This window comes from Mycolicibacterium obuense (genome assembly GCF_055397605.1).
Window position 1 is genome coordinate 5,135,010 of sequence record NZ_AP043663.1, and the last position, 22,215, is coordinate 5,157,224.

General features: G+C 66.9%; 26 protein-coding genes, 2 tRNA genes and 1 pseudogene. 15 read left to right on the forward strand and 14 right to left on the reverse strand.

All coding sequences use genetic code 11. The features are described from left to right. Nucleotides 1-56: 56 nt before the first annotated feature. Complete coding sequence (locus ACZ50N_RS24860; RefSeq protein ID WP_464474037.1) at nucleotides 57-1,016, forward strand: prephenate dehydrogenase; 960 nt, start codon at nucleotides 57-59, stop codon at nucleotides 1,014-1,016. Here ACZ50N_RS24860 and ACZ50N_RS24865 read toward each other — a convergent pair. The 5 genes from ACZ50N_RS24865 to ACZ50N_RS24885 are packed head-to-tail and all read right to left on the reverse strand — an operon-like array spanning nucleotide 979 to nucleotide 5,057. Beyond that, the gene (locus ACZ50N_RS24865; RefSeq protein WP_048422523.1) at nucleotides 979-1,575 is read right to left on the reverse strand and encodes a putative glycolipid-binding domain-containing protein; all 597 of its coding nucleotides are present in this window, start codon (nucleotides 1,573-1,575) and stop codon (nucleotides 979-981) included. The genes ACZ50N_RS24860 and ACZ50N_RS24865 overlap by 38 nt on opposite strands. Continuing rightward, complete coding sequence (locus ACZ50N_RS24870) at nucleotides 1,572-2,348, reverse strand: ABC transporter permease (protein WP_048422607.1); 777 nt, start codon at nucleotides 2,346-2,348, stop codon at nucleotides 1,572-1,574. Before ACZ50N_RS24870 ends, ACZ50N_RS24865 begins: the two co-directional genes overlap by 4 nt. Further along, nucleotides 2,345-3,019, reverse strand: a complete 675-nt coding sequence (locus ACZ50N_RS24875) for an ABC transporter permease (RefSeq protein ID WP_048422522.1) — start codon at nucleotides 3,017-3,019, stop codon at nucleotides 2,345-2,347. Before ACZ50N_RS24875 ends, ACZ50N_RS24870 begins: the two co-directional genes overlap by 4 nt. Continuing rightward, nucleotides 3,019-4,131 carry an ABC transporter ATP-binding protein gene (locus tag ACZ50N_RS24880; protein WP_133414786.1) on the reverse strand — a complete coding sequence of 371 codons (1,113 nt, stop codon included), beginning with the start codon at nucleotides 4,129-4,131 and terminating at the stop codon, nucleotides 3,019-3,021. Before ACZ50N_RS24880 ends, ACZ50N_RS24875 begins: the two co-directional genes overlap by 1 nt. Nucleotides 4,132-4,136: 5 nt before the next feature. Beyond that, nucleotides 4,137-5,057 (reverse strand): ABC transporter substrate-binding protein, encoded by a 921-nt coding sequence (locus ACZ50N_RS24885; protein WP_198529208.1) that lies wholly within the window; start codon nucleotides 5,055-5,057, stop codon nucleotides 4,137-4,139. Nucleotides 5,058-5,198: 141 nt separating this feature from the next. Between ACZ50N_RS24885 and ACZ50N_RS24890 the strand changes: the two genes are divergently transcribed. Further along, complete coding sequence (locus ACZ50N_RS24890; protein ID WP_046362972.1) at nucleotides 5,199-5,552, forward strand: LapA family protein; 354 nt, start codon at nucleotides 5,199-5,201, stop codon at nucleotides 5,550-5,552. 7 nt (nucleotides 5,553-5,559) lie between these two features. On the opposite strand, the gene ACZ50N_RS24895 is transcribed toward ACZ50N_RS24890, so the two are convergent. Genes ACZ50N_RS24895 through ACZ50N_RS24905 form a run of 3 tightly spaced genes read right to left on the reverse strand, consistent with a single transcriptional unit; the run spans nucleotide 5,560 to nucleotide 8,069 of the window. Further along, complete coding sequence (locus ACZ50N_RS24895; protein WP_046362973.1) at nucleotides 5,560-6,372, reverse strand: transglutaminase-like domain-containing protein; 813 nt, start codon at nucleotides 6,370-6,372, stop codon at nucleotides 5,560-5,562. Between the two features lie 58 nt (nucleotides 6,373-6,430). Next, nucleotides 6,431-7,450 carry a phosphotransferase family protein gene (locus tag ACZ50N_RS24900; RefSeq protein WP_464474038.1) on the reverse strand — a complete coding sequence of 340 codons (1,020 nt, stop codon included), beginning with the start codon at nucleotides 7,448-7,450 and terminating at the stop codon, nucleotides 6,431-6,433. 10 nt (nucleotides 7,451-7,460) lie between these two features. Then, entirely contained in the window at nucleotides 7,461-8,069 is a 609-nt protein-coding gene (locus ACZ50N_RS24905; protein ID WP_048422520.1) for a histidine phosphatase family protein, read from the reverse strand. 18 nt (nucleotides 8,070-8,087) lie between these two features. On the opposite strand from ACZ50N_RS24905, the gene ACZ50N_RS24910 reads away from it, so the two are divergent. Beyond that, nucleotides 8,088-8,849 carry an SDR family NAD(P)-dependent oxidoreductase gene (locus ACZ50N_RS24910; RefSeq protein ID WP_464474039.1) on the forward strand — a complete coding sequence of 254 codons (762 nt, stop codon included), beginning with the start codon at nucleotides 8,088-8,090 and terminating at the stop codon, nucleotides 8,847-8,849. On the opposite strand, the gene ACZ50N_RS24915 is transcribed toward ACZ50N_RS24910, so the two are convergent. Continuing rightward, a complete protein-coding gene (locus tag ACZ50N_RS24915; RefSeq protein WP_464474040.1) occupies nucleotides 8,846-10,720 on the reverse strand; it encodes an alkyl/aryl-sulfatase in 1,875 nt (624 codons plus the stop codon). The genes ACZ50N_RS24910 and ACZ50N_RS24915 overlap by 4 nt on opposite strands. 49 nt (nucleotides 10,721-10,769) lie before the next feature. Here ACZ50N_RS24915 and ACZ50N_RS24920 point away from each other — a divergent pair, with 49 nt between their 5' ends. Beyond that, complete coding sequence (locus tag ACZ50N_RS24920) at nucleotides 10,770-11,321, forward strand: cupin domain-containing protein (protein WP_073683022.1); 552 nt, start codon at nucleotides 10,770-10,772, stop codon at nucleotides 11,319-11,321. Here the strand turns inward: ACZ50N_RS24920 and ACZ50N_RS24925 are convergent. Then, nucleotides 11,305-11,718 carry an MmcQ/YjbR family DNA-binding protein gene (locus ACZ50N_RS24925; RefSeq protein WP_464474041.1) on the reverse strand — a complete coding sequence of 138 codons (414 nt, stop codon included), beginning with the start codon at nucleotides 11,716-11,718 and terminating at the stop codon, nucleotides 11,305-11,307. The two genes, ACZ50N_RS24920 and ACZ50N_RS24925, sit on opposite strands and share 17 nt — an antisense overlap. After that, nucleotides 11,711-12,214, reverse strand: coding sequence for a metallophosphoesterase family protein (locus tag ACZ50N_RS24930; protein ID WP_464474042.1), 504 nt, complete (start codon nucleotides 12,212-12,214; stop codon nucleotides 11,711-11,713). Before ACZ50N_RS24930 ends, ACZ50N_RS24925 begins: the two co-directional genes overlap by 8 nt. Nucleotides 12,215-12,290: 76 nt before the next feature. Here ACZ50N_RS24930 and ACZ50N_RS24935 point away from each other — a divergent pair, with 76 nt between their 5' ends. The 8 genes and pseudogenes from ACZ50N_RS24935 to ACZ50N_RS24970 form a co-directional block, all read left to right on the forward strand. Then, entirely contained in the window at nucleotides 12,291-12,953 is a 663-nt protein-coding gene (locus tag ACZ50N_RS24935; protein WP_464474043.1) for a WXG100 family type VII secretion target, read from the forward strand. Further along, on the forward strand, nucleotides 12,950-13,240 hold the full coding sequence (locus ACZ50N_RS24940; protein ID WP_464474044.1) for a WXG100 family type VII secretion target: 291 nt from the start codon (nucleotides 12,950-12,952) through the stop codon (nucleotides 13,238-13,240). The genes ACZ50N_RS24935 and ACZ50N_RS24940 overlap by 4 nt, the downstream gene beginning before the upstream one ends. Nucleotides 13,241-13,258: 18 nt before the next feature. Then, nucleotides 13,259-16,018 (forward strand): WXG100 family type VII secretion target, encoded by a 2,760-nt coding sequence (locus ACZ50N_RS24945; protein ID WP_464474045.1) that lies wholly within the window; start codon nucleotides 13,259-13,261, stop codon nucleotides 16,016-16,018. Between the two features lies 1 nt (nucleotide 16,019). After that, nucleotides 16,020-16,430 carry a hypothetical protein gene (locus tag ACZ50N_RS24950; protein WP_048422513.1) on the forward strand — a complete coding sequence of 137 codons (411 nt, stop codon included), beginning with the start codon at nucleotides 16,020-16,022 and terminating at the stop codon, nucleotides 16,428-16,430. Then, complete coding sequence (locus ACZ50N_RS24955) at nucleotides 16,423-17,232, forward strand: hypothetical protein (protein WP_048422512.1); 810 nt, start codon at nucleotides 16,423-16,425, stop codon at nucleotides 17,230-17,232. The genes ACZ50N_RS24950 and ACZ50N_RS24955 overlap by 8 nt, the downstream gene beginning before the upstream one ends. A gap of 28 nt (nucleotides 17,233-17,260) precedes the next feature. Further along, complete coding sequence (locus ACZ50N_RS24960; RefSeq protein ID WP_464474046.1) at nucleotides 17,261-17,977, forward strand: hypothetical protein; 717 nt, start codon at nucleotides 17,261-17,263, stop codon at nucleotides 17,975-17,977. 47 nt (nucleotides 17,978-18,024) lie between these two features. Further along, nucleotides 18,025-18,309 carry a hypothetical protein gene (locus ACZ50N_RS24965; RefSeq protein ID WP_053079311.1) on the forward strand — a complete coding sequence of 95 codons (285 nt, stop codon included), beginning with the start codon at nucleotides 18,025-18,027 and terminating at the stop codon, nucleotides 18,307-18,309. Nucleotides 18,310-18,336: 27 nt separating this feature from the next. Further along, nucleotides 18,337-18,756: pseudogene (locus ACZ50N_RS24970) on the forward strand (Imm61 family immunity protein); the annotation flags it as partial. A 44-nt stretch (nucleotides 18,757-18,800) separates the two neighbouring features. Here ACZ50N_RS24970 and ACZ50N_RS24975 read toward each other — a convergent pair. Then, entirely contained in the window at nucleotides 18,801-19,721 is a 921-nt protein-coding gene (locus ACZ50N_RS24975; RefSeq protein ID WP_464474047.1) for a tetratricopeptide repeat protein, read from the reverse strand. Nucleotides 19,722-19,833: 112 nt separating this feature from the next. On the opposite strand from ACZ50N_RS24975, the gene ACZ50N_RS24980 reads away from it, so the two are divergent. Continuing rightward, nucleotides 19,834-20,400 (forward strand): TetR/AcrR family transcriptional regulator, encoded by a 567-nt coding sequence (locus ACZ50N_RS24980; RefSeq protein ID WP_464474048.1) that lies wholly within the window; start codon nucleotides 19,834-19,836, stop codon nucleotides 20,398-20,400. Nucleotides 20,401-20,403: 3 nt separating this feature from the next. On the opposite strand, the gene ACZ50N_RS24985 is transcribed toward ACZ50N_RS24980, so the two are convergent. Beyond that, nucleotides 20,404-20,476 (reverse strand) — tRNA-Arg (locus ACZ50N_RS24985). 22 nt (nucleotides 20,477-20,498) lie between these two features. Beyond that, nucleotides 20,499-20,590 (reverse strand) — tRNA-Ser (locus ACZ50N_RS24990). Between the two features lie 83 nt (nucleotides 20,591-20,673). Between ACZ50N_RS24990 and hisC the strand changes: the two genes are divergently transcribed. Together hisC and ACZ50N_RS25000 are read left to right on the forward strand one after the other, a co-directional pair. Next, nucleotides 20,674-21,729, forward strand: a complete 1,056-nt coding sequence (hisC, locus tag ACZ50N_RS24995) for a histidinol-phosphate transaminase (protein ID WP_464474049.1) — start codon at nucleotides 20,674-20,676, stop codon at nucleotides 21,727-21,729. Beyond that, nucleotides 21,726-22,199 carry a DUF4334 domain-containing protein gene (locus ACZ50N_RS25000; RefSeq protein ID WP_133414772.1) on the forward strand — a complete coding sequence of 158 codons (474 nt, stop codon included), beginning with the start codon at nucleotides 21,726-21,728 and terminating at the stop codon, nucleotides 22,197-22,199. The genes hisC and ACZ50N_RS25000 overlap by 4 nt, the downstream gene beginning before the upstream one ends. The last annotated feature ends 16 nt before the right edge of the window (nucleotides 22,200-22,215 follow it).

A 22,215-nucleotide genomic window follows, 5' to 3' on the forward strand; every position in this document is an offset into this window, starting at 1 on the left:
AGCTAACCGTAGTCCCCTGCCATGGCCTTGACCATGCGCTATGCCAACCTGGACAGGTGGAGAAGACACCCGTCTGTGTCCTGGGTCTGGGGTTGATCGGTGGCTCGCTGATGCGTGCGGCCCGGGCGGCGGGGCGTCCCGTGTTCGGATACAACCGGTCGGTCGAGGGCGTCGAGGCCGCCCGGTTCGACGGATACGACGCCACCACGCACCTCGACGAAGCTCTCACCCGCGCCGCCGATCTCGGTGCGGTGGTGGTGATCGCCGTCCCCATGCCGGCCCTGCCGACGATGCTGGCCCACGTCCGCGCCGTCGCCCCGCAGTGCCCGTTGACCGATGTGACCAGCGTGAAGGGGGCCGTCCTCGAGGAGGTGCGCGCAGCCGGGCTGCTGGACCGGTTCGTCGGCGGCCACCCGATGACGGGTACCGCGCACTCGGGCTGGACCGCGGGTGACGCGGACCTGTTCGTCGGTACCCCGTGGGTGATCAGCGTCGACGACCATGTCGACCCGCAAGTCTGGGCCGAGGTCATGACGCTGGCGCTCGACTGCCGGGCGTTCGTGGTGCCGGCCCGGTCCGACGAGCACGACAGGGCCGCGGCGACGATCTCGCACCTCCCGCACCTGCTCGCCGAGGCGCTGGCGACGACGGCCGGGCACGTTCCGCTGGCCTTCGCGCTGGCGGCGGGGTCGTTCCGGGACGGCACCCGGGTGGCGGCCACGGCTCCCGAGCTGGTGCGTGCGATGTGCGAAGCCAACGCCGGCGAGCTGCTGCCCGTGCTGGACGAGGCGCTGGCGCTGCTGACCCGCGCCCGCGAGCAGTTGGCTCAGCACGGGTCGGTCGCCGAGTTGGTGACCGCGGGGCACGCCGCCCGCGTGCGCTACGACAGTGTCAGCCGAACCGACATCGTCGGGACGGTGATCGGCGCCGCGGGGTGGCACGAGGAGCTGGCTGCCGCCGGCCGGGCCGGCGGTGTGATCAGATCCGCTCTGCCAATCCGGGATAGTCGAGGATGAAACCGTTCGCGTCGACCGTGACGGTGGTGTCGGCGACGGGCGAGTTCAGCTTGATGCCGTCCGGGGTCGCCGTGTAGCTGATGTGCGCGATGTCCACCGACAGATCGGGCACCCTCAGGTAGACGACCGGGACGGTCACCGACTCTTCGCTGCCGGGCATCACGCCGGCGCGGCGGATGGGCAGGGCGTTGAAGAACGGGCTGAAGACGACGTCGACGTCGAGGGCGCCGTCATAGGACGACCGGCTGGTCTGGCCCGAGTGCTCCTGCACCAGCCACATGTTCTCCTCGTCGCGCGCGACCGACAGCTGCCGCTCGCGCTCGGCCATGGTCACCGTCATGGACAGCCGCTTGGTGGCGCCGTTCTCGTCGGTGACCAGATCGTAGGAGGCGCTGAACGCGGGATGCGCTTCTGTGGCGGCCGCCACCACGCGACCGTAGGCCTTGATGCGGTTGCCCGAGAGCTGCACGCGCACCGACTCCATCCGCGACACGTCGGGCGCGCGCCACGTCAGCACGGCGGGGAAGGCAGTCGTCTCAGAGCGGTCGGCTTCACTCATGGGTCTACCGTAGGCGACGGGCCCACCCGTTCGTGGCGGGCTGCCGAACTGCGTCGAGATTCGACCGCCACCTCGTCGGAGAGGAAGGGCTGCGGCAGCGATCGGCGGCCGCGCAACCGCCCGCTCCCGGGCACGGACAGCCAGACCGCGAACGCCAGCGCGGCATCCAGGATCAACGCCAGCAGGGTCACCATCAAGGCGCCCACCAGGGCGATGTGGAACTGCCGGACCTTGATGCCGTCGATCAGGTAGCGACCGAGCCCGCCCAGACTGGCGTAGGCCGCGACGGTGGCCGTCGCGACGATCTGCAATGTCGCGGTCCGCAGCCCGCCCAGGATCAAGGGCATCGCGATGGGGGTCTCGACGCGCAGCAGGATGCGCCGCTCGGTCATGCCCATCGACCGTGCCGCGTCGACCACCGAGCGGTCCACGTTGGCGATGCCGGCGTAGGTGCCGGCCAGTAGCGGCGGAATGCCGAGCAGCATCAGCGCCACCGTCGGCGGCACGAGCCCGAGTCCCCACAGCAGCACGCCGAGCAACAGCACGCCCAGGGTCGGTAGCGCGCGCAGCGCGTTGACCCCGGTGACGACCAAGAAGGTGCCCCGCCCGGTGTGGCCGATCAGCATGCCGATCGGCACGGCGATCAGGGCGGAGAAGAAGGTCGCGATCGCGGTGTACTGCAGATGCTCGACGATCCGCATGCCCAACCCGGAGGGGCCGGACCAGTTGGCGGCGGTGAAGATGAAGGACAGCGCCTGCTCGAGGAAGTTCACACTGACGCTCCCTTCGGTGCCGCCGTCGCCGAACCGGTCTGCGCCCTTGTCCAAGGCGTGAGTGCCTTGCCCGCCAGCATGATCAGCGTGTCGATGACCAGTGCGAGCACGAAGATCGCGACGATGCCGGCCACGATCTGGTCACTCTTGTTCGATTGATAGCCCTCGGTGAACCAGGTTCCGAGGCCACCGATGCCGATCACCGAGCCGACGGACACCATCGAGATGTTGGTCACGGCCACCACCCGCAGGCTGGCGATGAGCACCGGAACAGCAAGCGGGAGTTCCACTTTCAGCATCCGGGTGAGCGGCTTGTAACCGACCGCGGTGGCGGCGTCGAGCACTGCGGGCGACACCGCGTCGAGGGCCTCGGGCACCGCACGAACCAGTAGCGCCACCGTGTAGAGCGTCAGCGCGACGATGACGTTCGCCTCGTCGAGGATTCGGGTCGGGATGATGAGCGGCAGCACCACGAACAGCGCCAGCGACGGGATCGTGAAGATGATGCTCGCCGTCACGGTGGTGAGCCGGCGCAACGCCGTCGTGCGCTGTACCAGCGCGCCCAGCGGAACCGCGATCACCAACCCCAGCACGATCGGGATCAACGAGAGCCGCAGATGGATCACCGTGAGCGCCCAGAGATCATCGAGGTGGGTGAACAGGTACCGCATTACTCGCCGGCCTGCCGAGCGGTGCGCTGGGTCTCCAGCGCCTCGAGCACGTTGTCGGCACGAACCCCGCCGATGACCTGATCGTTCTCGTCGACGGCGACGCCGAGACCGGCCGGCGAGGACAGGGCCGCGTCCAGCGCCAGCCGCAACGTGCCGTCGGGACGGAACAGCGATCCGCCGGCGATCGTGCTGTCGTAGAGCGAGCGACCCTCCCGGTGCAGCTTCACACCCTCGGCGTCGATCCACGCGTACGGGGTGCCGTCGGGCCGGGTGACCAGCACCCAGTCTCCCGGATTCAGTGTCAGAGAATCGATCTCGGGTTCACCGACGTGCCGGATGTCGTGCAGCGGGAGGCCGGTGGCGTGGAAGAACTGCAGACCTCGGTAACCGCGGTCGGCGCCGACGAAGCCCGCGACCGCATCGTTGGCGGGGTTGGACAGCAGCCGAGACGGCTCGTCGTACTGCTGCAGCTTCCCGCCGCGGCCGAAGACGGCGACCTTGTCGCCGAGCTTGATGGCCTCGTCGATGTCGTGGGTGACGAACACGATGGTCTTGCGCAGTTCCTTTTGCAGGCGCACAATCTCGTTCTGCAGGTCGTCGCGCACCACCGGATCGACGGCGCTGAACGGCTCGTCCATCAACAGGATCGGCGGGTCGGCGGCCAGCGCACGGGCCACCCCGACGCGCTGCTGCTGCCCGCCGGAGAGCTGTGCCGGGTAGCGGTTGGCCAGCGCAGGGTCCAGGCCCACCCTTTCCAGCACGCCCAGCGCGGATTTCCGTGCGCTGCGCCGTGATTCGCCACGCAGCACGGGGACGGTCGCCACGTTGTCGATCACCCGGAGATGGGGCATCAGACCCGCGCTCTGGATGACGTATCCGATGCCGAGCCGAAGCTTGACCGGGTCGACCTTCGTGACGTCGTCGCCGTCGACCGTCAACGTGCCCGACGTCGGATCGATCATCCGGTTGATCATTCGCATCGAGGTCGTCTTACCGCATCCCGACGGTCCGACGAACACGGTGAGCGTCCCCTCGGGGACCTCGAGAGTCAGGTCGTCGACGGCGACGGTGCCGTCCGGGTACTTCTTGCTGACGTTGGTGAACGTGATCATCGCCCCTACTTTCCGACCGGCTTGTCGAAGCCGTTGTCGGCGATCCACTTTCCCGCAGCTTCGTCGGGATCGACGCCCTGATTGCCCTCGACCGCGGTGTTCAACTGGATCAGCGCCTCGGTGGTCAGCTTGGCGCTGACGGCGTCCAGCACGGTCTTCAGATCGGCCGACATCTTCTGAGAGGCGACCAGCGGCACCACGTTCGCGGCCAGGAACACGTTCTTGGGGTCCTCGAGCACCACGAGCTTGCTCTGCTCGATCGCCGGCGAGGTGGAGAAGATGTTGGCCGCGGTGACGGTGCCGCCGGTGAGCGCCTGCACCGTGGCCGGACCGCCGCCGTCGCTGATCGCGACGAAGTTGGCCGGCGCGATGTCGAGTCCGTACTTCTCCTTCAGTCCGACCAGGCCGGTCTGCCGCGTCTGGAATTCCGACGGGCCGCCGACCTTCACCTCCGGCGAGCGCGCCGCGAGATCGGCGATCGATTTCAGGTTCCAGCGCTGCGCCGTCGCCTCCGACACCGCGAGGGTGTCCTTGTCCTCGGCGGGCGAGGGAACCAGGATCGACAGGTCGCCGGGCAGCGCCTTGAACAGTGCCAGCAGCACCGCGTCGGGTGTGGTGGCCGGGCTCTTCTCGTCGAAGTACTGCAGCAGGTTCCCGGTGTACTCCGGGATCAGGTCGATCGAATGATCCTGCACAGCCGGGATGTACGTCTCGCGGCTGCCGATCCCGAACTGTCGGGACACGGTGAAACCGTTGGCCTCCAGGGCCTGGGCGTAGATCTCGGCGATGATCTTCGATTCCGTGAAGTCCGCCGAACCCACCTTGATCGACTTCAGATCCCCGGACACCTCCCCGCCACCCAGGGGATTGGAGCTGCCACACGCGGCGACGGTGAGCGCCAGCACCAGTGTCAGCAGGACGCGCAGCGGCGACCATCCGGATTTTCGAGAGTGCTTTCGGAAACGGGTCACGCTGGAACGTCCTCTCCAGGTCGCGGAAGCTTTCGTGACACTAACGCGACATCTGTGCATGTTTCATTCGAAGCGCGAAAGGGCAAGAATGGTGCCATGTCCAGCGAACCGTTCTCGTCGGCCGACCCGTCGCCCACGTACGACGTGCCGACGACACCGGCAACAGGCACCCCGGTGCCGCCGAAGTCCGCGGTGCACCGCACCCGCGCCGCGGCGCTGTGGTCGGCGTTGGCACTCGGCTTCCTGATCCTCATCGTGCTGCTCATCTTCATCGCGCAGAACACCGAGTCGGCCCAGTTCCAGTTCCTGGGCTGGAGCTGGAGCCTGCCACTCGGCGTGGCGATCCTCGCTGCGGCGGTCGCCGGTGGCCTGCTCACCGTGGCCGTCGGCGCTGTCCGCATCTTCCAGTTGCGCCGGGCGGCGAAGAAGAACCTCAAAGCCGGGTTGTGAGCCGGCCTCACCGAATCGACACCACCTGATCGACCGAATCCTTCGGTAAGTCGCCGTCCACGGTCGCGGTGACGACCATGTTGTTGACGTTGATCGAACCCTTGTGGTTGTCCAACCATGCGGTGTCCGCCGCGTCTCGACCGGTGGCGATGCGGACCAGCGACTGTCGCGGCGCCAGCAGCGTCGCGTCGACCACGCGCCACTGCCCGTCGACGAAGGCCTCGGCCACGGCGTGGAAATCCATCGGCTGGCAGCCCGGGGCGTACACCGACACCAGGCGCGCAGGAACGTTGACGGCCCTCAGCAGCGCGATCACCAGGTGCGCGTAGTCCCGGCACACCCCGGAGCCGGCGAGCAGCGTGTCGGCGGCACCGTCGATCGGGTCACTGGAGCCGGGCACGTACTGCAGACGCGAGCCCACCCACGAGGACACCTTCTCCAGCAGCGCAACCGAGTCGGTGTAGTCACCGAATTCGGTCGCGGCGAAGCCGAAGAACTTGTCGGCCTCGGCGTACCGGCTCGGGCGCAGGTAGGTGGTCAGATCCAGCTCGGTGACCGGCGTCGGGTCCGCCTGCCCCAGCACCGTGGCCGAGTAGCTGACCTTGAGGTTGCCCTTCTCGACGTCGAACTTGTGGATGCGGTTGCCGTGGTCGCCGGAGATCTCGTTGATCTTCTCCAGCGGAATTTCTTTGCCGTCCAACGTGAACGACAAGGATTCGGTCACCTCGGCGCCGGGCTGCGGTGCGACCGCGATCTGGAACTCGAGGGTCGTCGGGGCATAGATCTCGACGTCCAGTTCAGCACCGACGTCGCGCTTCATCTCAGAGGAGGGCACGCGCTTCTCTACCCGATGGTCCCGCGCGGGAAACCCTCTGTGATCAGGACAACGCGCGGAGCCCGGCGGCGACGAGCGGTGCGACGGCTTCCTCGACGCGATCACCGTCGTCGGTCACGCCGGCCTCCCGTGACCGGAATGCGATGCCGGCGCCGATGATCGCCAGCTTGAAGTACGCCAGCGCCATGTAGAAGTCCCAGTCGTGCAGGTCGACACCGGCCGCCCGCGCGTACTTCTCGGCGAGCGCGTCGGGGTCGGGCACCAACTCCGATGCCCATGCCGCGTCGGCGTGCACGAAGTGGAACGTCGGATGCCGGTAGACGCACATCAGTGCGGCGTCGCTGAGCGGGTCGCCCAGGGTGGACATCTCCCAGTCGAGGACGGCGACGACCTTGGTGGCGTCCTCGGCATCGAGGATCGTGTTGTCGATGCGGTAGTCGCCGTGCACGATCGCCGATCGGCTCTGGGCCGGCACCGATTCGGCCAGCCGGCTGTGCAACTTCTTGACGTCGGCATCGCACGCGTCGTCGGGCTGCTTCACCAGATCCCACTGCGATCCCCAGCGCCGCACCTGACGCTCGAGATAACCGGTGGGCTTGCCGAAGTCACCGAGACCGACCGCGTCGGGTTCCACCGCATGCAGGTCGGCAAGGACGGCGATCAGCGCGTCGACGGACTGCTCGACGGCCGCCTTGTCGCCGAGAGCCTCGAGTTGATGGGTGTAGCGCACCACGCGGCCGGGGACGAACTCCACCATCTGGAACGGCGCACCGAGCACCGAGTCGTCGTTGCGCATGGTCACCGCCCGGGCCACCGGCACCGCGGTGTCCTTCAGCGCGGCCACCACTCGGTACTCGCGGGCCATGTCATGCGCGGACGGCGTGAGTCCGTGCAGCGGCGGGCGACGCAGCACCCACTTCGACGCGTCGTCGGCGACCAGGAAGGTCAGGTTCGACCGGCCACCCGACACCAGCTCGGCGCGCAGGTCTCCGGTGCGGGGCACGCCCACCTCTCGCAGGTGGCGATCCAGGGCAGTGAGGTCGAGGCCTTCGAGGTCTGTCACGGCGTTCTGTTTACCAGCTGACGTTTCGCGGCAGCAGATCCCATACGTGTTCGGTGCCGTTGACGCTGGCCACCGAGAGCCGACCGCTGCGGGAGGACAGCACCCTGGTCACCGAGGCGTAGTCGACGTGGAAGTTCAGCAACCGCGGTGTGCGCAGGATGGTGTGCAGCAGCACGTTGATCACACCCCCGTGGCTGAACACCACAACCGTGTCCTCGTGGTCGGCGGCGGCCACCACATCCTCGATGCCTGCGGCGATGCGGGCGCGGAAGGCGTCCTCGTCGACGCTGCTCGGCAGGTGACCGTCGATCAACCGCTGCAGCTCCTCGGGGTTGTCCCTGGCGATCTGCTCGATCGGGATGTAGTGCTCGAGGTCGCGGTCGTATTCGGCGAGGCGGTCGTCGACATCGATCGGCAGCCCGAGCTTCTCGGCCACCGGCCCTCCCGTCTCGATGGCACGCACCTGCGGGCTGCTCACCAGCCGAGTGATCGGAAAGCGGGCCAGCGCGTCGGGCAGCCGGGCCGCCTGGGCGAGACCCTCGGGCGACAGGTTCGGATCCGAGCCCTCCCCCGGTTCGCTGCGCAGTGGAAGTGCGTGTCGGACGAGAAGCAGTTGCACCGTGCCACCATAGGGCCCGTGACCGGGTACGCAGATTCGCTGTTCGATCTGACCGACCGCGTGGTGCTGGTGACGGGCGGCAGTCGGGGACTGGGTCGGGAGATGGCGTTCGCCGCGGCCCGGTGCGGTGCCGACGTGGTGATCGCCAGCCGCACCTACGAGGCCTGCGTCGCGACCGCCGAGGAGATCGCCGCCGAGACCGGTCGCGCGGCACTGCCGTACGCCGTCCACGTCGGGCGGTGGGATCAGCTCGACGGGCTCGTCGACGCGGCCTATGAGCGGTTCGGCCGGGTCGACGTGCTGGTGAACAACGCGGGGATGTCACCGCTGTACGAGTCCCTCACCGATGTCAGCGAGAAGCTGTTCGATGCGGCGCTCAACCTGAACCTGAAGGGCCCGTTCCGGTTGTCGGCCCTGGTGGGTGAGCGCATGCTGGCCGCCGGAGGCGGGTCGATCATCAACGTCAGCACGAGCGGATCGCTACGACCGGATCCGACGTTCCTGCCCTACGCGGCGGCCAAAGCAGGCCTCAATGCGACGACCGAGGCGCTGGCGAAGGCGTTCGGGCCGACGGTGCGGGTCAACACGCTGATGCCCGGGCCGTTTCTCACCGACATCGCCGATGCGTGGACGTTCGACCCCGACGCCGCGTTCGGACATCTGGCGTTGCAGCGTGCGGGCGAGCCCCGCGAGATCATCGGCGCGGCCTTGTTCTTGATGTCTGATGCGAGCAGTTTCACCACCGGGTCGATCATCCGCGCCGACGGCGGTCAGCCCTAGGGCGTCACGATGTCGAAGCCGGGGTCGGGCTTGTCCAGCACATCGACGAGCTGCGCGAGAACTGCTGCGTCACCGAGGATCTCGACCCCTGGTGACGTCGTGTCACCCGCCGCCAAGCTCAGCAGCCGCACCTTGGTCGCCAGCCGCAGCGCGGCCTGCGCGGTCTGCTCGTCGGCATCGACCTTGCGGTAGACCAGCACCCCGTTGCGCAGCGTGAGCCGGTAGTTGGTCGCGGTGTCGACGAAGGTCACGTCGATCGCCAGGTCCAGATCCCATGCGCGCGGGCCGTTCACGCTGATCGCCAGCACGTCGAACATCTGCTCCGGGGAGAGCTGAGCGGCCATTGTCGTCGACGTGGCCGTCGGGGTGCCGAAGTTGCCGTCACGTAGCTCGGTGGCTCCTGCCAGGAAGAAGTTGCGCCACGTGGCGGTCTCCGCCCCGTATGCCAGTTGCTCGAGGGTGTCGGCGTAGAGCTGCCGAGCCCCGGCGTGGTTCTCGTCGGTGAAGATGGCATGGTCGAGAAGTGTTGCTGCCCAGCGGAAGTCACCCTCATCAAAGGCTTGCGCAGCGATCTCGACCACGCGGTCCAGACCGCCCATCGCCGCGACGTAGCGGGGTCCGATCGCTTCCGGCGGGTGGGGCCACAACCGGCCCGGGTTCCCGTCGAACCAGCCCATGTAGCGCTGATAGACCGCCTTCACGTTGTGGCTCACCGACCCGTAGTAACCCCGTGCATGCCAGGCGTTCTCGAGAGCGGGCGGCATCGAGAAGGTCTCGGCGATCTCGATCCCGGTGAAGCCCTGGTTGAGCTGGCGCAGCGTCTGGTCGTGCAGGTAGGCGTACAGATCCCGCTGCAGTGACAGGAATTCGACGATGCGGTCCTTGCCCCACGTGGGCCAGTGGTGGGAGGCGAACACCACGTCGGCGCGGTCGGCGAAGGTGTCGATCGCTTCGGTGAGATACCCCGCCCAGCCGTGCGGATCGCGTACCAGCGCGCCGCGCAGCGTCAGCAGGTTGTGCAGATTGTGCGTGGCGTTCTCGGCCATGCACAGTGCGCGGAACTTCGGGAAGTAGAAGTGCATCTCGGCCGGCGCCTCGGTGCCGGGTGCCATCTGGAATTCGATCTCGACACCGTCGACGGTGTGGGTCTCGCCGGTCTCGCGAATGTCGATGGTGGGCACGATGATCGCGACCTCGCCCTGCGAGGGGGTCTGACCGAGCCCGCAGCCCACCTGCCCGTGCGGCCCACGCTCCAGCACTGCCCCGTACATGTAGCCGGCCCGGCGGGCCATCGCCGTGCCCGCGTACACGTTCTCCTGCACCGCGTGCGCGGTGAAGCCCTCCGGCGCCAGCACCGCAACCTTCCCGGCGTCGACGTCAGCCTGTGACGTCACCCCGAGCACACCGCCGAAATGGTCGACGTGACTGTGCGTGTAGATGACGGCGGTGACGGGACGCTCTCCGCGGTGTTCGCGGTACAGCGCCAGGGCAGCCGCAGCCACCTCGGTGGACACCAGCGGATCGATCACGATGATGCCGCTGTCCCCTTCGACGAACGTGATGTTGGACAGGTCGAAACCGCGGACCTGATAAATCCCCCCGACCACCTCGTAGAGACCCTGTTTCGCGACAAGTTGGGACTGCCGCCACAGGCTCGGGTGCACCGACGTGGGTGCGTCTCCGTGCAGGAAGTCGTAGACGTCGTTGTCCCACACCACCCGGCCGTCGGCGGCGGTGATGACGCAGGGAGTCTTCGCGGCGATGAAGCCGCGATCGGCGTCGGCGAAATCCCGGGTGTCGTCGAACGGAAGGGAGGTCAGATGCTCGCGATGCGCTGCTTCGATGGTGCTGCTCGGCGGCTTGTGCTCCATTCCGCTGAGACTGCCACTTTCACTGCCGTCGCGGTGGTTGACTGGGCCGATGGATGTCCGTCGAGTGGTCACAGGTCACGATGCCGCCGGCAAGTCGGTGTTCGTCAGCGACGAGACCGTCGCGCCGCGCACACCGGTGCTTCTTCCGGGGTCGGAGTTCACGATGCTGTGGGGCGGCGATCAGACACCCCACTTCCCCGATGACGGGTCGATGCCGAACTGGCGCACCTACTTTCCACCGATCGGCGGATTCCGGTTCTCGATGTTCACGCTGCCGCCGGGCACCGCCACCGCGCGCACGGACGACCTCACCACCGAGGAGGCGATCGCCGACGGCGAGGAAAAGCTGCCGGGCCTGCTCGGGTACATGGAGCTCGACGATCCCGGCATGCACACCACCGACACCATCGACTTCGAGGTGGTGCTCGAGGGCACTGTGATCCTGGAGCTCGACGACGGCGCCGAGGTGACGCTGCAGCCCGGGGACACCGTGGTGCAGAACGGGACTCGGCATCGGTGGCGCAACCCCGGCGACGTCCCGGCCCGGCTCGCGCTGTTCTGCTGCGGAGCCGAGCACGACAAGATCACCCGTCCCGGCTGAACCACTGTTGCGCGCGGCGTTTCGAGGCCCGGGACAGCCAGGCGTCCTGGATCAATTCCTGGACCTCGCCGACGGCGACCTCCGCGAGTCGGCTCGCGCGCACCAACACCGACGGGTGCCCGTCGAAGTGCGGTGTGGTGAAGAACGGCGACGACGGGTCCTGGGTGAGCGCGAGCTTGTCGGCCTCGGACTCGACCCAGATGACGATGACGTCGGGGTACTTCTCGCCGGTGTCCGGGTCGAACGCGTCGGGCCTCGGGGTGCGGAAGAACACGAACGATTTGCCGCCGACCTGGTAGATCGCGTTGCCGGCCTTCGGGCCCTCGATGCGCGTCACGTGCGGCATGCCCGCGGCGATGCGGTGCACGTCGTCGACGGTGGCGGGCCGGTCACTCACGGCGCGGCACACGGTGCAGCTGGACGTCGGTGAGTGTGCCATCGGCCGCCGTCGCGGTCATGTAGGTGCAGTGTGGCTGGCGGCGCCGGTCGGTCGGTGATCCCGGGTTGAGCAGCCGCAGGCCCGTCTCGGCGGTCGTGTCCCACGGGATGTGGCTGTGGCCGAACACCAGCACATCGGTGTCGGGATAGGCCTTGGCCATGCGCGCCTCGCGGCCGGACGCACCGCCCGTCTCGTGGGTGACCATGAAGCGCAACCCGCCCAACTCGACGTCGGCCCGTTCGGGCAGCCTGCGACGCAGCTCGTCGCCATCGTTGTTGCCCCAGCACGCCACCAGCCGTCGGGAGCGCTGCTCCAACGCATCGAGCAGATCCGGCTCCACCCAGTCACCCGCGTGGATGACGACGTCGGCGTCGTCGACCGCGTCCCACACCTGCGGCGGGAGGTCTTTGGCCCGCTTGGGCACGTGGGTGTCGGCGATCAGAAGAAGGCGCACGCCCCCACCCTAGAGCGCAGCGGCGGGGCGAAATTGGCGCACGGACCCCCTCGCCGCGGCCCATAGGCTCTTTGCCGTGGAGCGTTCGGTCGAGGTGGTGGTGTCGGAACTGCAGGCGGCATCCGAGCGGCTGCGCGACGCCGGACAGCGCCTGCAGGACGGACTGTCCAGCGTGGATCTGGAGACGCGGCAACTGCTCGGCTCGGGGTGGAAAGGAGACGCCGCCTCGGCCTACGGGCCTGCGTGGGACAAGTGGCACGACGGAGCCGGCCAGGTGGTTCGCGGTCTGCAGACCATGGCCGACCTGCTGAGCCTCGCGGGCAAGGAGTACGCCAAGACCGACCAGCAGTCCGGTGAGGCTTTGAGCGCGACGATGCAGGGCGGCGGGGGTGCGCCTGCGGGGGGTGGTGGCGGCGGAGGCGGGGCTCCGACTGCGGCGCCGGCGGCTTCAACTGCGAGTGGCTCGGCTACGGGGGGTGGCGCTGCTGCGGCGGCGTCCGAGCCGCTGACGGGTCTGGCCCAGGCGATGAACCTCGAGCAGCTCGGGTCGGTTGCGGAGTCGGCACAGTCGGCGCCACAACAGCTCGGCGGCTTCCTGCAGCAGGGGGCGCAGATGGCCGGCGGATTCGTCGAGCAGGTGGCGTCCATGGTCGAGGGCGCAGCGCAGGGAGGTGAGGCGCCCGCACCCGAACAGCCGCGGGGTTCCGATCGCGATCCGACGCCGAGGGACGAGCGATGAGCGCGCTGATAGTCGATTTCGATGCGCTGCGCGCCGCGATCACCCACATGGAGGAATTCGGTCGCGAGGTCGGCGAATGCCTCGACGACATCGAGCACACGATGGCGATGCTGCGCGGCTCGTGGGAGGGCGCCGCCTCGGATGCGCAGGCGCAGGCGCAGAAACAGTGGGAGACCGGTGCAGAGCAGATGAAGGAATCGCTCGCCGCGCTGCAGAAGGTCGCCGACACGGCGCACAAGAACTACACCGACGCCGTCGCCAAGAACGGCCAGATGTGGCAGGCATGACCATCGGGGGGCCACGCGGTGCGGATCGAGGTTGACCCGGAGGCGCTGATCGCCGCGGGTCAGCAGACCGGTGCGATCGGCTCGCAGCTGGCTCGGCTGTCGGATGCACTGGGCGCGGCGCTCGGCGGTGGCATCTCGTCAGGCATGGACCCGGCGGGGCTGAACTTCGGATTGAAGTACGGCCATCAAGCCGGCGAGTTCACCTCCGCCGTCGCCGATGCTGCCAACGCCTTCAACTCCGTGGGCATGCTGCTACAGGCCACCGGCTACAACTACCGCAACGCCGACGCCGCGGCGACGATCGGCGGGCCCGGACCGTCCGGCGGCGTCGGCGCCGAACCCGGCAAAGCCTTGCCTGCCCACGTCCCGGCCGGCCCCAACGGCGTCACGGTCCCGCCGCCGGACAAGTGGTACCTGATCCAACCGTTCCTGCAGGTGCTGCCAGGCATCGGCTTCTTCGCCGGGACCGCGATGACGTGGCCGTCGGGCAACGCCCCGATCATGGGTGTGACCGCAGGGCAATGGCGGAACTTCGCCACCGGGTTCGCGCTAATCGAGCCGCAGCTGACCGGCATCAAGAATGCCGTTGCCGCGCAACAGGTCCCCGAGACCGGGGCGATGAAGACCGCGCTGGAAAGCCTGGGCACCGCGATCTCGTCGCTGGCCGAGGTGTCGAACTCTGTCGCGCAGTCGATCACTGATTTTGCGAACGGCGTGCAGGAAACCCAGGACGCGATCCGGCGAATCCTCGACCGGCTGTCGCTGGACGGCCTGTGGGACACGGTGAAAGGCATCTTCACCGGAGAGGCCGACGACATCCTGCGCGAAGTGGCGCACGACATCGGCACGGTGCTGCACAACTTCCAGAGTCAGGTGAAGGGCATCGTCGGGCTGCTCGACGAGCTGACCGGCCTCATCGGCGACGCGGCGACGGCGTTCCAGAAATGGATCCGGCCGATCCTGGTGGAGACGTTCGGCGACCGGGTGGGCAACGATCTGGCGAATGCCGTCACGCTGTACACCGACATCCAGGTGGGCGCGGTCACCGGGTTGATCGGCACCGTGTCGGGGATCGTGGCGATGGCCGACCCGGACACCTGGAAGGGCATGGCCGAGATGGCGCTCTCGGTCGCCAAGGACCCGTCCACTCTGCCCGATGTCCTGATCAACATGGGCAAGGAGTTCGTCGCGTGGGACAAGTGGTCGGGTGACCATCCGGGCCGCGCCGCGGGCGAGGCGGCGTTCAACATCGGTTCGCTGTTCGTTCCCGGCGGCGCGCTGTCGAAGACCGGCAGCGTCGCCAAGGGCCTGAACCTGAGCCGACGCGTGCTCGAGGAAGGTCGTCTGCCCAAGGTCGGTGAGCTGGGCAGCTGGACACGCGGGACGCCGAGTCGCATTGAGACACCGCATGTTCCGGAGTTCAACCCCTCTGGCACGGGCGGGGTGCCGCCGCTGCGGCCCGAGGGGATTCCGGGCGGGGCGGGGCCGGGCACGCCGGGTGCTGGTCCGGCGCCGGGTGGGTCGACGCCGTCGGGCAGCGGCCCGTCGGGTGGCGGTCCGCGTGCTGGTGAGCCGTCGGCACCGAGTGGCCGGCCGTCGGGTTCGGGCGCCGAGGGCGGCGCCGGACCGCGGGCACCCGTGGGCGAAGCGCCGTCGGCGGGCGGTGCGCCGTCGTCCTCGGCACCGTCGCCGAGTGGGACACCTTCGCCAGGCGGGCAGCCGTCGGCTTCACCCGGCGGGGGCCCCGGATCCGTTGGCGGATCGACAGCGCCGCACGGACCGTCGGGTGGGACGCCTGAAGCGCCGACAGAAGCCCCAGCGCACTCGGCTCCTTCAGCTACGCCGACGCCGGAGTCGTCAGGCGGAGGCGGCGGGTCGGAACCGGGTCCACAGAATGGCGGGTCCGCAGCTGCCGGCGGGACTCACGAACAGCCCCTGTCCCCCGATGGCACACACCCGGGAAGTCCGGAATCTCACGCGAACGGCGATCAACCGTCCCCGGGCGACGGCACCCACACTTCGCCCGGAGACAAGGCTCCGCCGGACGGGCACGCGCGGGTCTACTCGATGATGGATGGCAGCGAGCACACCACGTCACTCGCACCTGAGCAGCTCCTCGACAACCATCGAATCGACGACGCCCTCGCAGCACATGGCATGAGCAAGAGCGAACTCGTCGATCTGATCAACACCCCGACGGATGCTCTGACAGCGGATCAACGCCACTTGTTGACGGCGGTTCGCGACGCCTTGCCCGCACCGACAGCTGACACCGTTATGCAAAAGGTGATTCCGCCCGGCTTCTTCCATGCCGACGGGCACTTCGTTCAAAGCCGCGCCGACGACTACATCATGGGCGCAACCAATTTTGATCCGCGGATAGTCAATGGTTCGGTGACCGTGGCAGGGGACACTGCGCATCTGTCCTCCCCGGCGGCAATATACGACCATCTTCGGCTCGACTACGGAGGATCACAATTCGCACAGCATGATCCGGGAACGATGGTCATCCGCTTTCAAGCGGAGAATCCAACGTCGCCCGATCTTTATGAAATACCGAGGAATTCCGATCTGGGCGGAAACAGTCGGTTCGACAGCTGGGAAGATCCCTTCACCGGTAACGGCTTCACCAAATCCGGTGACGACGTCATACCCGAGTACGTTGCATCCGGGATCACCATGCGGGAAGGTGCGGAGATGTGGGAAATCCTCGACGACGGAACACAACGATTGATAGCTGTCCTCGGCCGCGACGAGTGGATACCTCAGGGTAATTAACATGGATATTCCTGTCTCGGGCGGTATCGCAACCTACCGGGGAAAGCAGTACCCGATCGCCTTCACCGGTGAGGATTGGATCGCACTGCGCGCAGACGGGGGGCCCGAATTCCCCGATGCCATTGACGCTGGCGAGTCACGGTTCGAGCCTGGCCATTACCGGCCTTGGGTCAAAGTGCCTCGATCGTCGATAGAGAAGATGTTGTACAGAAAGGTCACCGGCTTCCTATCCGGCCACGCCGTGTCTCTCGTCAGCCGTTTCCACGACGGTCAAATAGGGGTCACCTACATCGGACCGCCCGCCGTGGCAGACGAACTCGGACTCGACGGCGACCAATACATGGGCTGGACAGGGCATTACAAGCCGGAGGATTTCGACAGCATCGAGATAGAGGAGATGCCCTATGCCTGATCGGTTCATTCTCCAGAAGTTGCTGAATTCCACCCTCGCAACTGCCATCGTCGACACTGGCGATGACCAGGTGGGCGGATACGTCGCGGATGCGGCTGCAGCTGTCAATCTGCGCACACCACAACAACTTCTGGCAGCCTACGGGGTGGAAGGGGCGCCGCAGTTCGTCGATGTCGTGCGCTTCGAACAGCCCCGCCTCGCCACGCTGTCCCAACCCAGCGAAGCGCCACGCCCCTGGCCGACCTTTCCCAATGGTTTCTTGTTCGGCGATTCGTTATCTCAGGTGTGGGCCATGAGCCGCACCCGATATCCATACGGCTCCGAATACTGGCGCCTTAGGTCCGACGGCGAACAGAAAATGCTTTCGCGATACGAAGGTGTTGCACGCGGTTGGCTCAACGCCAAGCAATGGCGCCCGCCGAGCCCGATGGTCGGCACACTGGCTCGGTGGCGCGGAACCGAGTTCTTCGCCGACGTCGTCGCAGAGACCGTCCAGCTGACAGCCGTCACCGCCGACGGCCCGACGGGTTTTGAGCCAGTCCGAGCCAACGTCTGGTCGATGAGCGTGCCCCTGAACGAGACCGAGGTCTTCGAGCGCATTTTCACCGCTGAGCTCGATGGTGTCCCGGTACGTATCGTCCGAACGTCCGGGAGAACCGCCGAGCTCCTCTTGCTCGACGACGATCCTGGTCTGGCGCGCACCGTCGGCGCGGGCTCGATCGAACCTGGCGTTTACGAGGTAGTCGTGGACACCGGTCGACTCACCAATATCCGCGGGGTTGAAAATCAGTGGGCTCCCTGAAGTCTGCGTTTCATTGGGAGGTACTTCCATGCCGCATCTGACGATCGACAGCATCGATTGGGATCAGTCGGGAGGTGGTCTTACATACGCAATCCCCGAGCTACAGAGCCAACTTCCGGTGAGCGGACGTGTGGCGCGGCAAATACCCGGACCCGACAGAAGTGACTACTTCTTCGTCGTTCTGAATCCGCCTTTGCGCTTTCATCCCCAGCCCGACTTCGACTGGAGTCGAACGCAACCCGAGTTTCACGGACGTGACGACGCCGGTGCCTTCCTGCGTATCTACGCGGTGATCGTGTGCAGTCTGGCTGTAGGCACGCAGTTGCACAACGGCATGAAGCGCTTTCCCGTGCAGCTCGCACTGGTCATCGACAACACCGTTGGCCGAGATGAGCATCTGACGTTCGAGAAATGCGAGTACGCCGGGCAGGCCTTGGTGAGCGACGTTCCGAGCCCCAGCAACTCCATCGAACTCACGAAGCTCGCCGACTCTCCCTGGGAATGGACACTTTACGAGGCAAGCGACCGCTCATTCATCCTTCGGGTGATGTTCTCTGAAGGCCCCTACAAGATCGATGTGGGTCGCTATTTCTTGATGCAGGGAGGACTCAGACCCGACGATCCCGCCGATATTGCTGCACGCATCAAACGCGACTACCCAACCGTCGACTTCACTGAAATCTCGAAGAGCACTGTCGCACATACGGTTGACGGTGGACCTGCATCGACGAAGGGACCGGTCTAGGTGCATCCCGAAGAGTCCACCTCGGCTTTCGCCGAGCGGGTAACGGCATGAACGTCACAGAGCTGAGGCGAGCTCTGCGCGCCTTGGAGATCCCAGACCGCGAGCTGGCACTCGGCGGTCAGGCGGAGTATTCATGGTGCGTCGAGCCCAGCACTGATGGCCTCTGGGAGGTGTACTGGTACGAACGCGGAAACAAGAACGGCTTGGCACGGCTCTCCACCGAATCGGAGGCGTGCTACTACCTTCTGGGGCGCCTCACATACAGCCGACTGCTAGGCGGAACCTTGGCCGTAAGGGAGGCAGACAACTCACCGTTCACCCCAGAGGTGTGACAAGACCTCGTCGAGTGGGCGCGAGCAGCGGGATATTCAGTGAGCCGAGGAGGGCATTCGCGCGCGACAATTCTCTGGTCCGATCCCGGCGGAGAAATCCGTTTCTACATCCGTCGACGCTTTGACGGCCATTTTGTCCTAACCTCGTCGGAAAGGGCTTCTGACGAACAGTTCGAGCTGTCAGCGCCCGCGGCGGAGACCCTGGAGAAGCACCTTTTCGGTCTATTGGGTTCGGATGCTCGATCACGAAAAGGGCTCCCGCGACTGCGATTACCGACCCACCCAGATGCCGACGCAACTGACTTCCGAATCACAGATAAAGACACCCACGGCTTCTTCAGTCTGACCGACACAGATGGGCTGATCATCGCCTCTGCTCGTGACGAATACACACTCGTCAAGCTTTCTCACCTGGTGTCCAACCCCTTGCCCGACATCATCGCGTCCTACGAGGACCCCAGGGCCGTCCGCTGTTCCACGTGTGACGGCAGCTACGAGCCCGTCACGTATCCGAGCACCGTCAAGCCGAACACCCCGAACAACAGCAGCGTGCCCGCCACGTCGGACACCGGGTTCGCGCCCACCGCCGCCGTCACCGCGCCCAGCAGCACCGCCAACGCCACGAACGCTATCCGCGCACCGAGTAGAAGTCTCTGCCGCACAACAACACTCAAGACCGCCGCCGGAACCGTACGCGCCACCCACACCAGCGGGACGACGAGAGCCAGGCCCAATACCCCAGCCGCGATCCGCGGCAGCACCGTCGACATTCCGTCATCGTTGGCGGCCATCACGACGATCAGCGCCACCGCCAGGAACACCACCGACGCCGTCGCCATCCGCAGTACCCGCGCCATCGCCAGCCCGATGTTGTCGATCACCATGGGGCGCAACGCCGGATTCATGCGGTCGGCGACCAGAAGTCCCCGCACCGCCTGCGTCAACGTGCCCCAGCGCAACCGGCTCACCGCGAGGTTGTGCGTCGCGATGGCATGGTTCGGCTCGATCCGCAGCGCCTGCAGATACTGCTGCTCGGCAGCCTTCGCACCCCAGGTCGTTCGGAAGATGTCGCCGCGCAACACCAGTGCGTCCGGGTTCGTCGGGTCGAGCCGCAACGCCTCGTCCACCACCGCCGACGCCTGCTGATCCATGCGGGACTCATGCAGCAGGCTCGCGTACGTGTACTGCGCCAGCGCCGACCGGGGATGCTCGGTCACCAGACGCCACGCCATCGCCAACGCATCTGCGTCGCGGCCCAGCCCGTGCAACGCGAGCGCATACAGCCGCATCGCATGCTCGTGAGTCGGCTCGACGGTGAGCACCGCCCAGGCCGCCGACGCCGCAGCCGCGTAGTCCTTGGCGACAAGACTCGCCTGCGCAGACTGCGTGAGCATGGCAACGTCGGACATCACCGGTGAATTTTATCGACGCGCACAGGGTGCCCCGCGCACGTCTTCGACGGGCCCGACCGGATTCATGCGTTAATTGAGGGCACCAGAGACCACGGGGCAGAGGTGAGTGCAGATGGCAGGCCGCAGCGGCAAGGCTGCCCCTGGCGAAGACGCCCGGGTCATCCGCACCCGCGCCGACGTCGGCCGCACCGCCCTGGATGTCCTAGTCTCCGAGGGCTCCGAAGCCGTCACCCACGCCCGCGTCGCCGAGCTCGCCGGCTACTCGAAGACCACGCTGTACACCCACTGGCCGACGCGCGTGGACCTGCTACGGATCGCCCTCGATGCCATCGGCGAGCTGCCCCACACGGAGCCCTCGGGCGACCTTCGCTCAGATCTGATCGGCGAGCTGACGTCGTTCCGCACCGCGGTGGTCGACCTCCACTTGGACAAAGTGCTCTACGCGATGGCGCAGTGGGCGTCTGTCGAGACCATGGCCGAGATCCGCGATTCGCTGAACTCCGAGGCGCAGCGTCCGATCCGGACGATGCTGGAGAACGTCTTCGACGGTGCGCAGTTGGAAGCGGCGATCTCGATGCTGGCCGGCGTGGTGGCGTGCCCGTCGCTGATGTTCGGAACGGTGCCGGGTGACGACGTCATCGAGGCGGCAGTCGACATGGTGCTCGCCAACAAGAAATAGAAGTGCGCCCGAAGGGATTCGAACCCCTAACCTTCTGATCCGTAGTCAGATGCTCTATCCGTTGAGCTACGGGCGCGTGGTGGTGCGTGTTCAGTTGTTGGCGGAGGCGAGAGGATTTGAACCTCCGGCCCGCTTTAAGGCGGGCAACTCATTAGCAGTGAGTCCCATTCGGCCGCTCTGGCACGCCTCCTGACGTTGACCGCCGAAAGGAGAGAGTACACAGGCCCTGCCACGGGAAGCAAAGCAGATCGACGACAGCCCTAAACTGTTCGGGTGCCCGCACGTCTTCGCCCGGAACTCGCCGATCTGCCCGCCTACACACCGGGCAAGACCGTGCCGGGCGCCATCAAGATCGCCAGCAACGAAACCGTCCACGGGCCTCTGCCCAGCGTGCGCGCCGCGGTCGCCGACGCGATGGACGGCATCAACCGCTATCCCGACAACGGATACGTCGAGCTCAAGGAGCGCCTGGCCAAGCACGTGAACTTCGCGCCCGAGCACATCTCGGTGGGCTGCGGGTCGGTGAGCCTGTGCCAGCAGCTGATCCAGATCACCTCCACGGTCGGTGACGAGGTGCTGTTCGGGTGGCGCAGCTTCGAGATCTATCCGCTGCAGGTCCGCACCGCCGGCGCCACCCCGGTCCAGGTGCCGCTGACCGAACACACCTTCGACCTCGACGCCATGGCGGCCGCGATCACCGACCGCACCCGGCTGATCTTCGTCTGTAACCCGAACAACCCGACCAGCACCGTCGTCGACCCCGCCAAGCTGGCCGCATTCGTCGAGGCCGTCCCGCCGCACATCATGGTCGTGCTCGACGAGGCCTACATCGAGTACATCCGCGACGACCTGGTGCCCGACAGCTTCGGCCTGGTCCGCGCGCATTCCAACGTCGTCGTGCTGCGGACGTTCTCGAAGGCGTACGGCCTGGCCGGCCTGCGCGTCGGCTACGCCGTCGCCGATCCGGACATCGTCAGCGCGCTGTCCAAGGTCTACGTCCCCTTCACCGCCACGACCGTCTCCCAGGCCGCCGCCATCGCCTCCCTCGACGCCGCCGACGAACTGCTCGAACGCACCGACGCCGTCGTGGCCGAACGCACCCGCGTCTCGGCCGCGCTGCGCGACGCCGGGTACGAACTGCCGCCGTCGCAGGCCAATTTCGTCTGGCTGCCGCTGACCGGCCGCGCCCAGCAGTTCGCGGCCGACGCCGCCAACAGCCGCATCATCGTGCGGCCCTATGGTGACGACGGCGTGCGGGTCACCGTGGCGGCCCCGCGCGAGAACGACGCCTTCCTCGACTTCGCCCGCACCTGGACAGGACGCTCATGACCGAACCCCGGAAGACCTTCACCGAGCTGACCTCGCGCACCGGCCGGATCGACGACGCCGAACTCGACGCGTTCTGGGCCACCCTGGCGCCGGCGACCATCGAGTTCATGCTTGGCGAATGGAAGGGCGGCGAGTTCGACACCGGCCACAAGGCCAACGGCTTCATGAAGCGGCTCAACTGGTTCGGCAAGACGTTCCACTCCGCCGCCGACGCCAAGCCGCTGGTGTGCCTGGATGCTGACGGCGCCAAGTTCTCGAACACGGAGGCGATGAACGGCGAAGCCAGCCTGTGGATGGAAGAGTTCCGCGGCGAGACGGTCGCGTCCATGGTCTACGACGGCAAGCCGGTGCACGACCACTTCAAGGTCGTCGACGACAACGCCGTCGTCGGCATCATGAACGGCAAGGGCGCCATGGACACCAGCTCCGGCACGCCGCGTCACCTGTATTTCTATCTCGAGCGGGTGTAGCCCCCTATCGTGGCGA

What these genes read in the sequence shown, in the direction of transcription:
- ACZ50N_RS24865 (WP_048422523.1), bottom strand. Translation starts at nt 1,575, where the DNA reads ATGAGTGAAGCCGACCGCTCTGAGACGACTGCCTTCCCCGCCGTGCTG.
- ACZ50N_RS24875 (WP_048422522.1), bottom strand. Translation starts at nt 3,019, where the DNA reads ATGCGGTACCTGTTCACCCACCTCGATGATCTCTGGGCGCTCACGGTG.
- ACZ50N_RS24880 (WP_133414786.1), bottom strand. Translation starts at nt 4,131, where the DNA reads ATGATCACGTTCACCAACGTCAGCAAGAAGTACCCGGACGGCACCGTC.
- ACZ50N_RS24890 (WP_046362972.1), top strand. Translation starts at nt 5,199, where the DNA reads ATGTCCAGCGAACCGTTCTCGTCGGCCGACCCGTCGCCCACGTACGAC.
- ACZ50N_RS24895 (WP_046362973.1), bottom strand. Translation starts at nt 6,372, where the DNA reads ATGAAGCGCGACGTCGGTGCTGAACTGGACGTCGAGATCTATGCCCCG.
- ACZ50N_RS24915 (WP_464474040.1), bottom strand. Translation starts at nt 10,720, where the DNA reads ATGGAGCACAAGCCGCCGAGCAGCACCATCGAAGCAGCGCATCGCGAG.
- ACZ50N_RS24920 (WP_073683022.1), top strand. Translation starts at nt 10,770, where the DNA reads ATGGATGTCCGTCGAGTGGTCACAGGTCACGATGCCGCCGGCAAGTCG.
- ACZ50N_RS24940 (WP_464474044.1), top strand. Translation starts at nt 12,950, where the DNA reads ATGAGCGCGCTGATAGTCGATTTCGATGCGCTGCGCGCCGCGATCACC.
- ACZ50N_RS24950 (WP_048422513.1), top strand. Translation starts at nt 16,020, where the DNA reads ATGGATATTCCTGTCTCGGGCGGTATCGCAACCTACCGGGGAAAGCAG.
- ACZ50N_RS24955 (WP_048422512.1), top strand. Translation starts at nt 16,423, where the DNA reads ATGCCTGATCGGTTCATTCTCCAGAAGTTGCTGAATTCCACCCTCGCA.
- ACZ50N_RS24960 (WP_464474046.1), top strand. Translation starts at nt 17,261, where the DNA reads ATGCCGCATCTGACGATCGACAGCATCGATTGGGATCAGTCGGGAGGT.
- ACZ50N_RS24965 (WP_053079311.1), top strand. Translation starts at nt 18,025, where the DNA reads ATGAACGTCACAGAGCTGAGGCGAGCTCTGCGCGCCTTGGAGATCCCA.
- ACZ50N_RS24980 (WP_464474048.1), top strand. Translation starts at nt 19,834, where the DNA reads ATGGCAGGCCGCAGCGGCAAGGCTGCCCCTGGCGAAGACGCCCGGGTC.
- ACZ50N_RS25000 (WP_133414772.1), top strand. Translation starts at nt 21,726, where the DNA reads ATGACCGAACCCCGGAAGACCTTCACCGAGCTGACCTCGCGCACCGGC.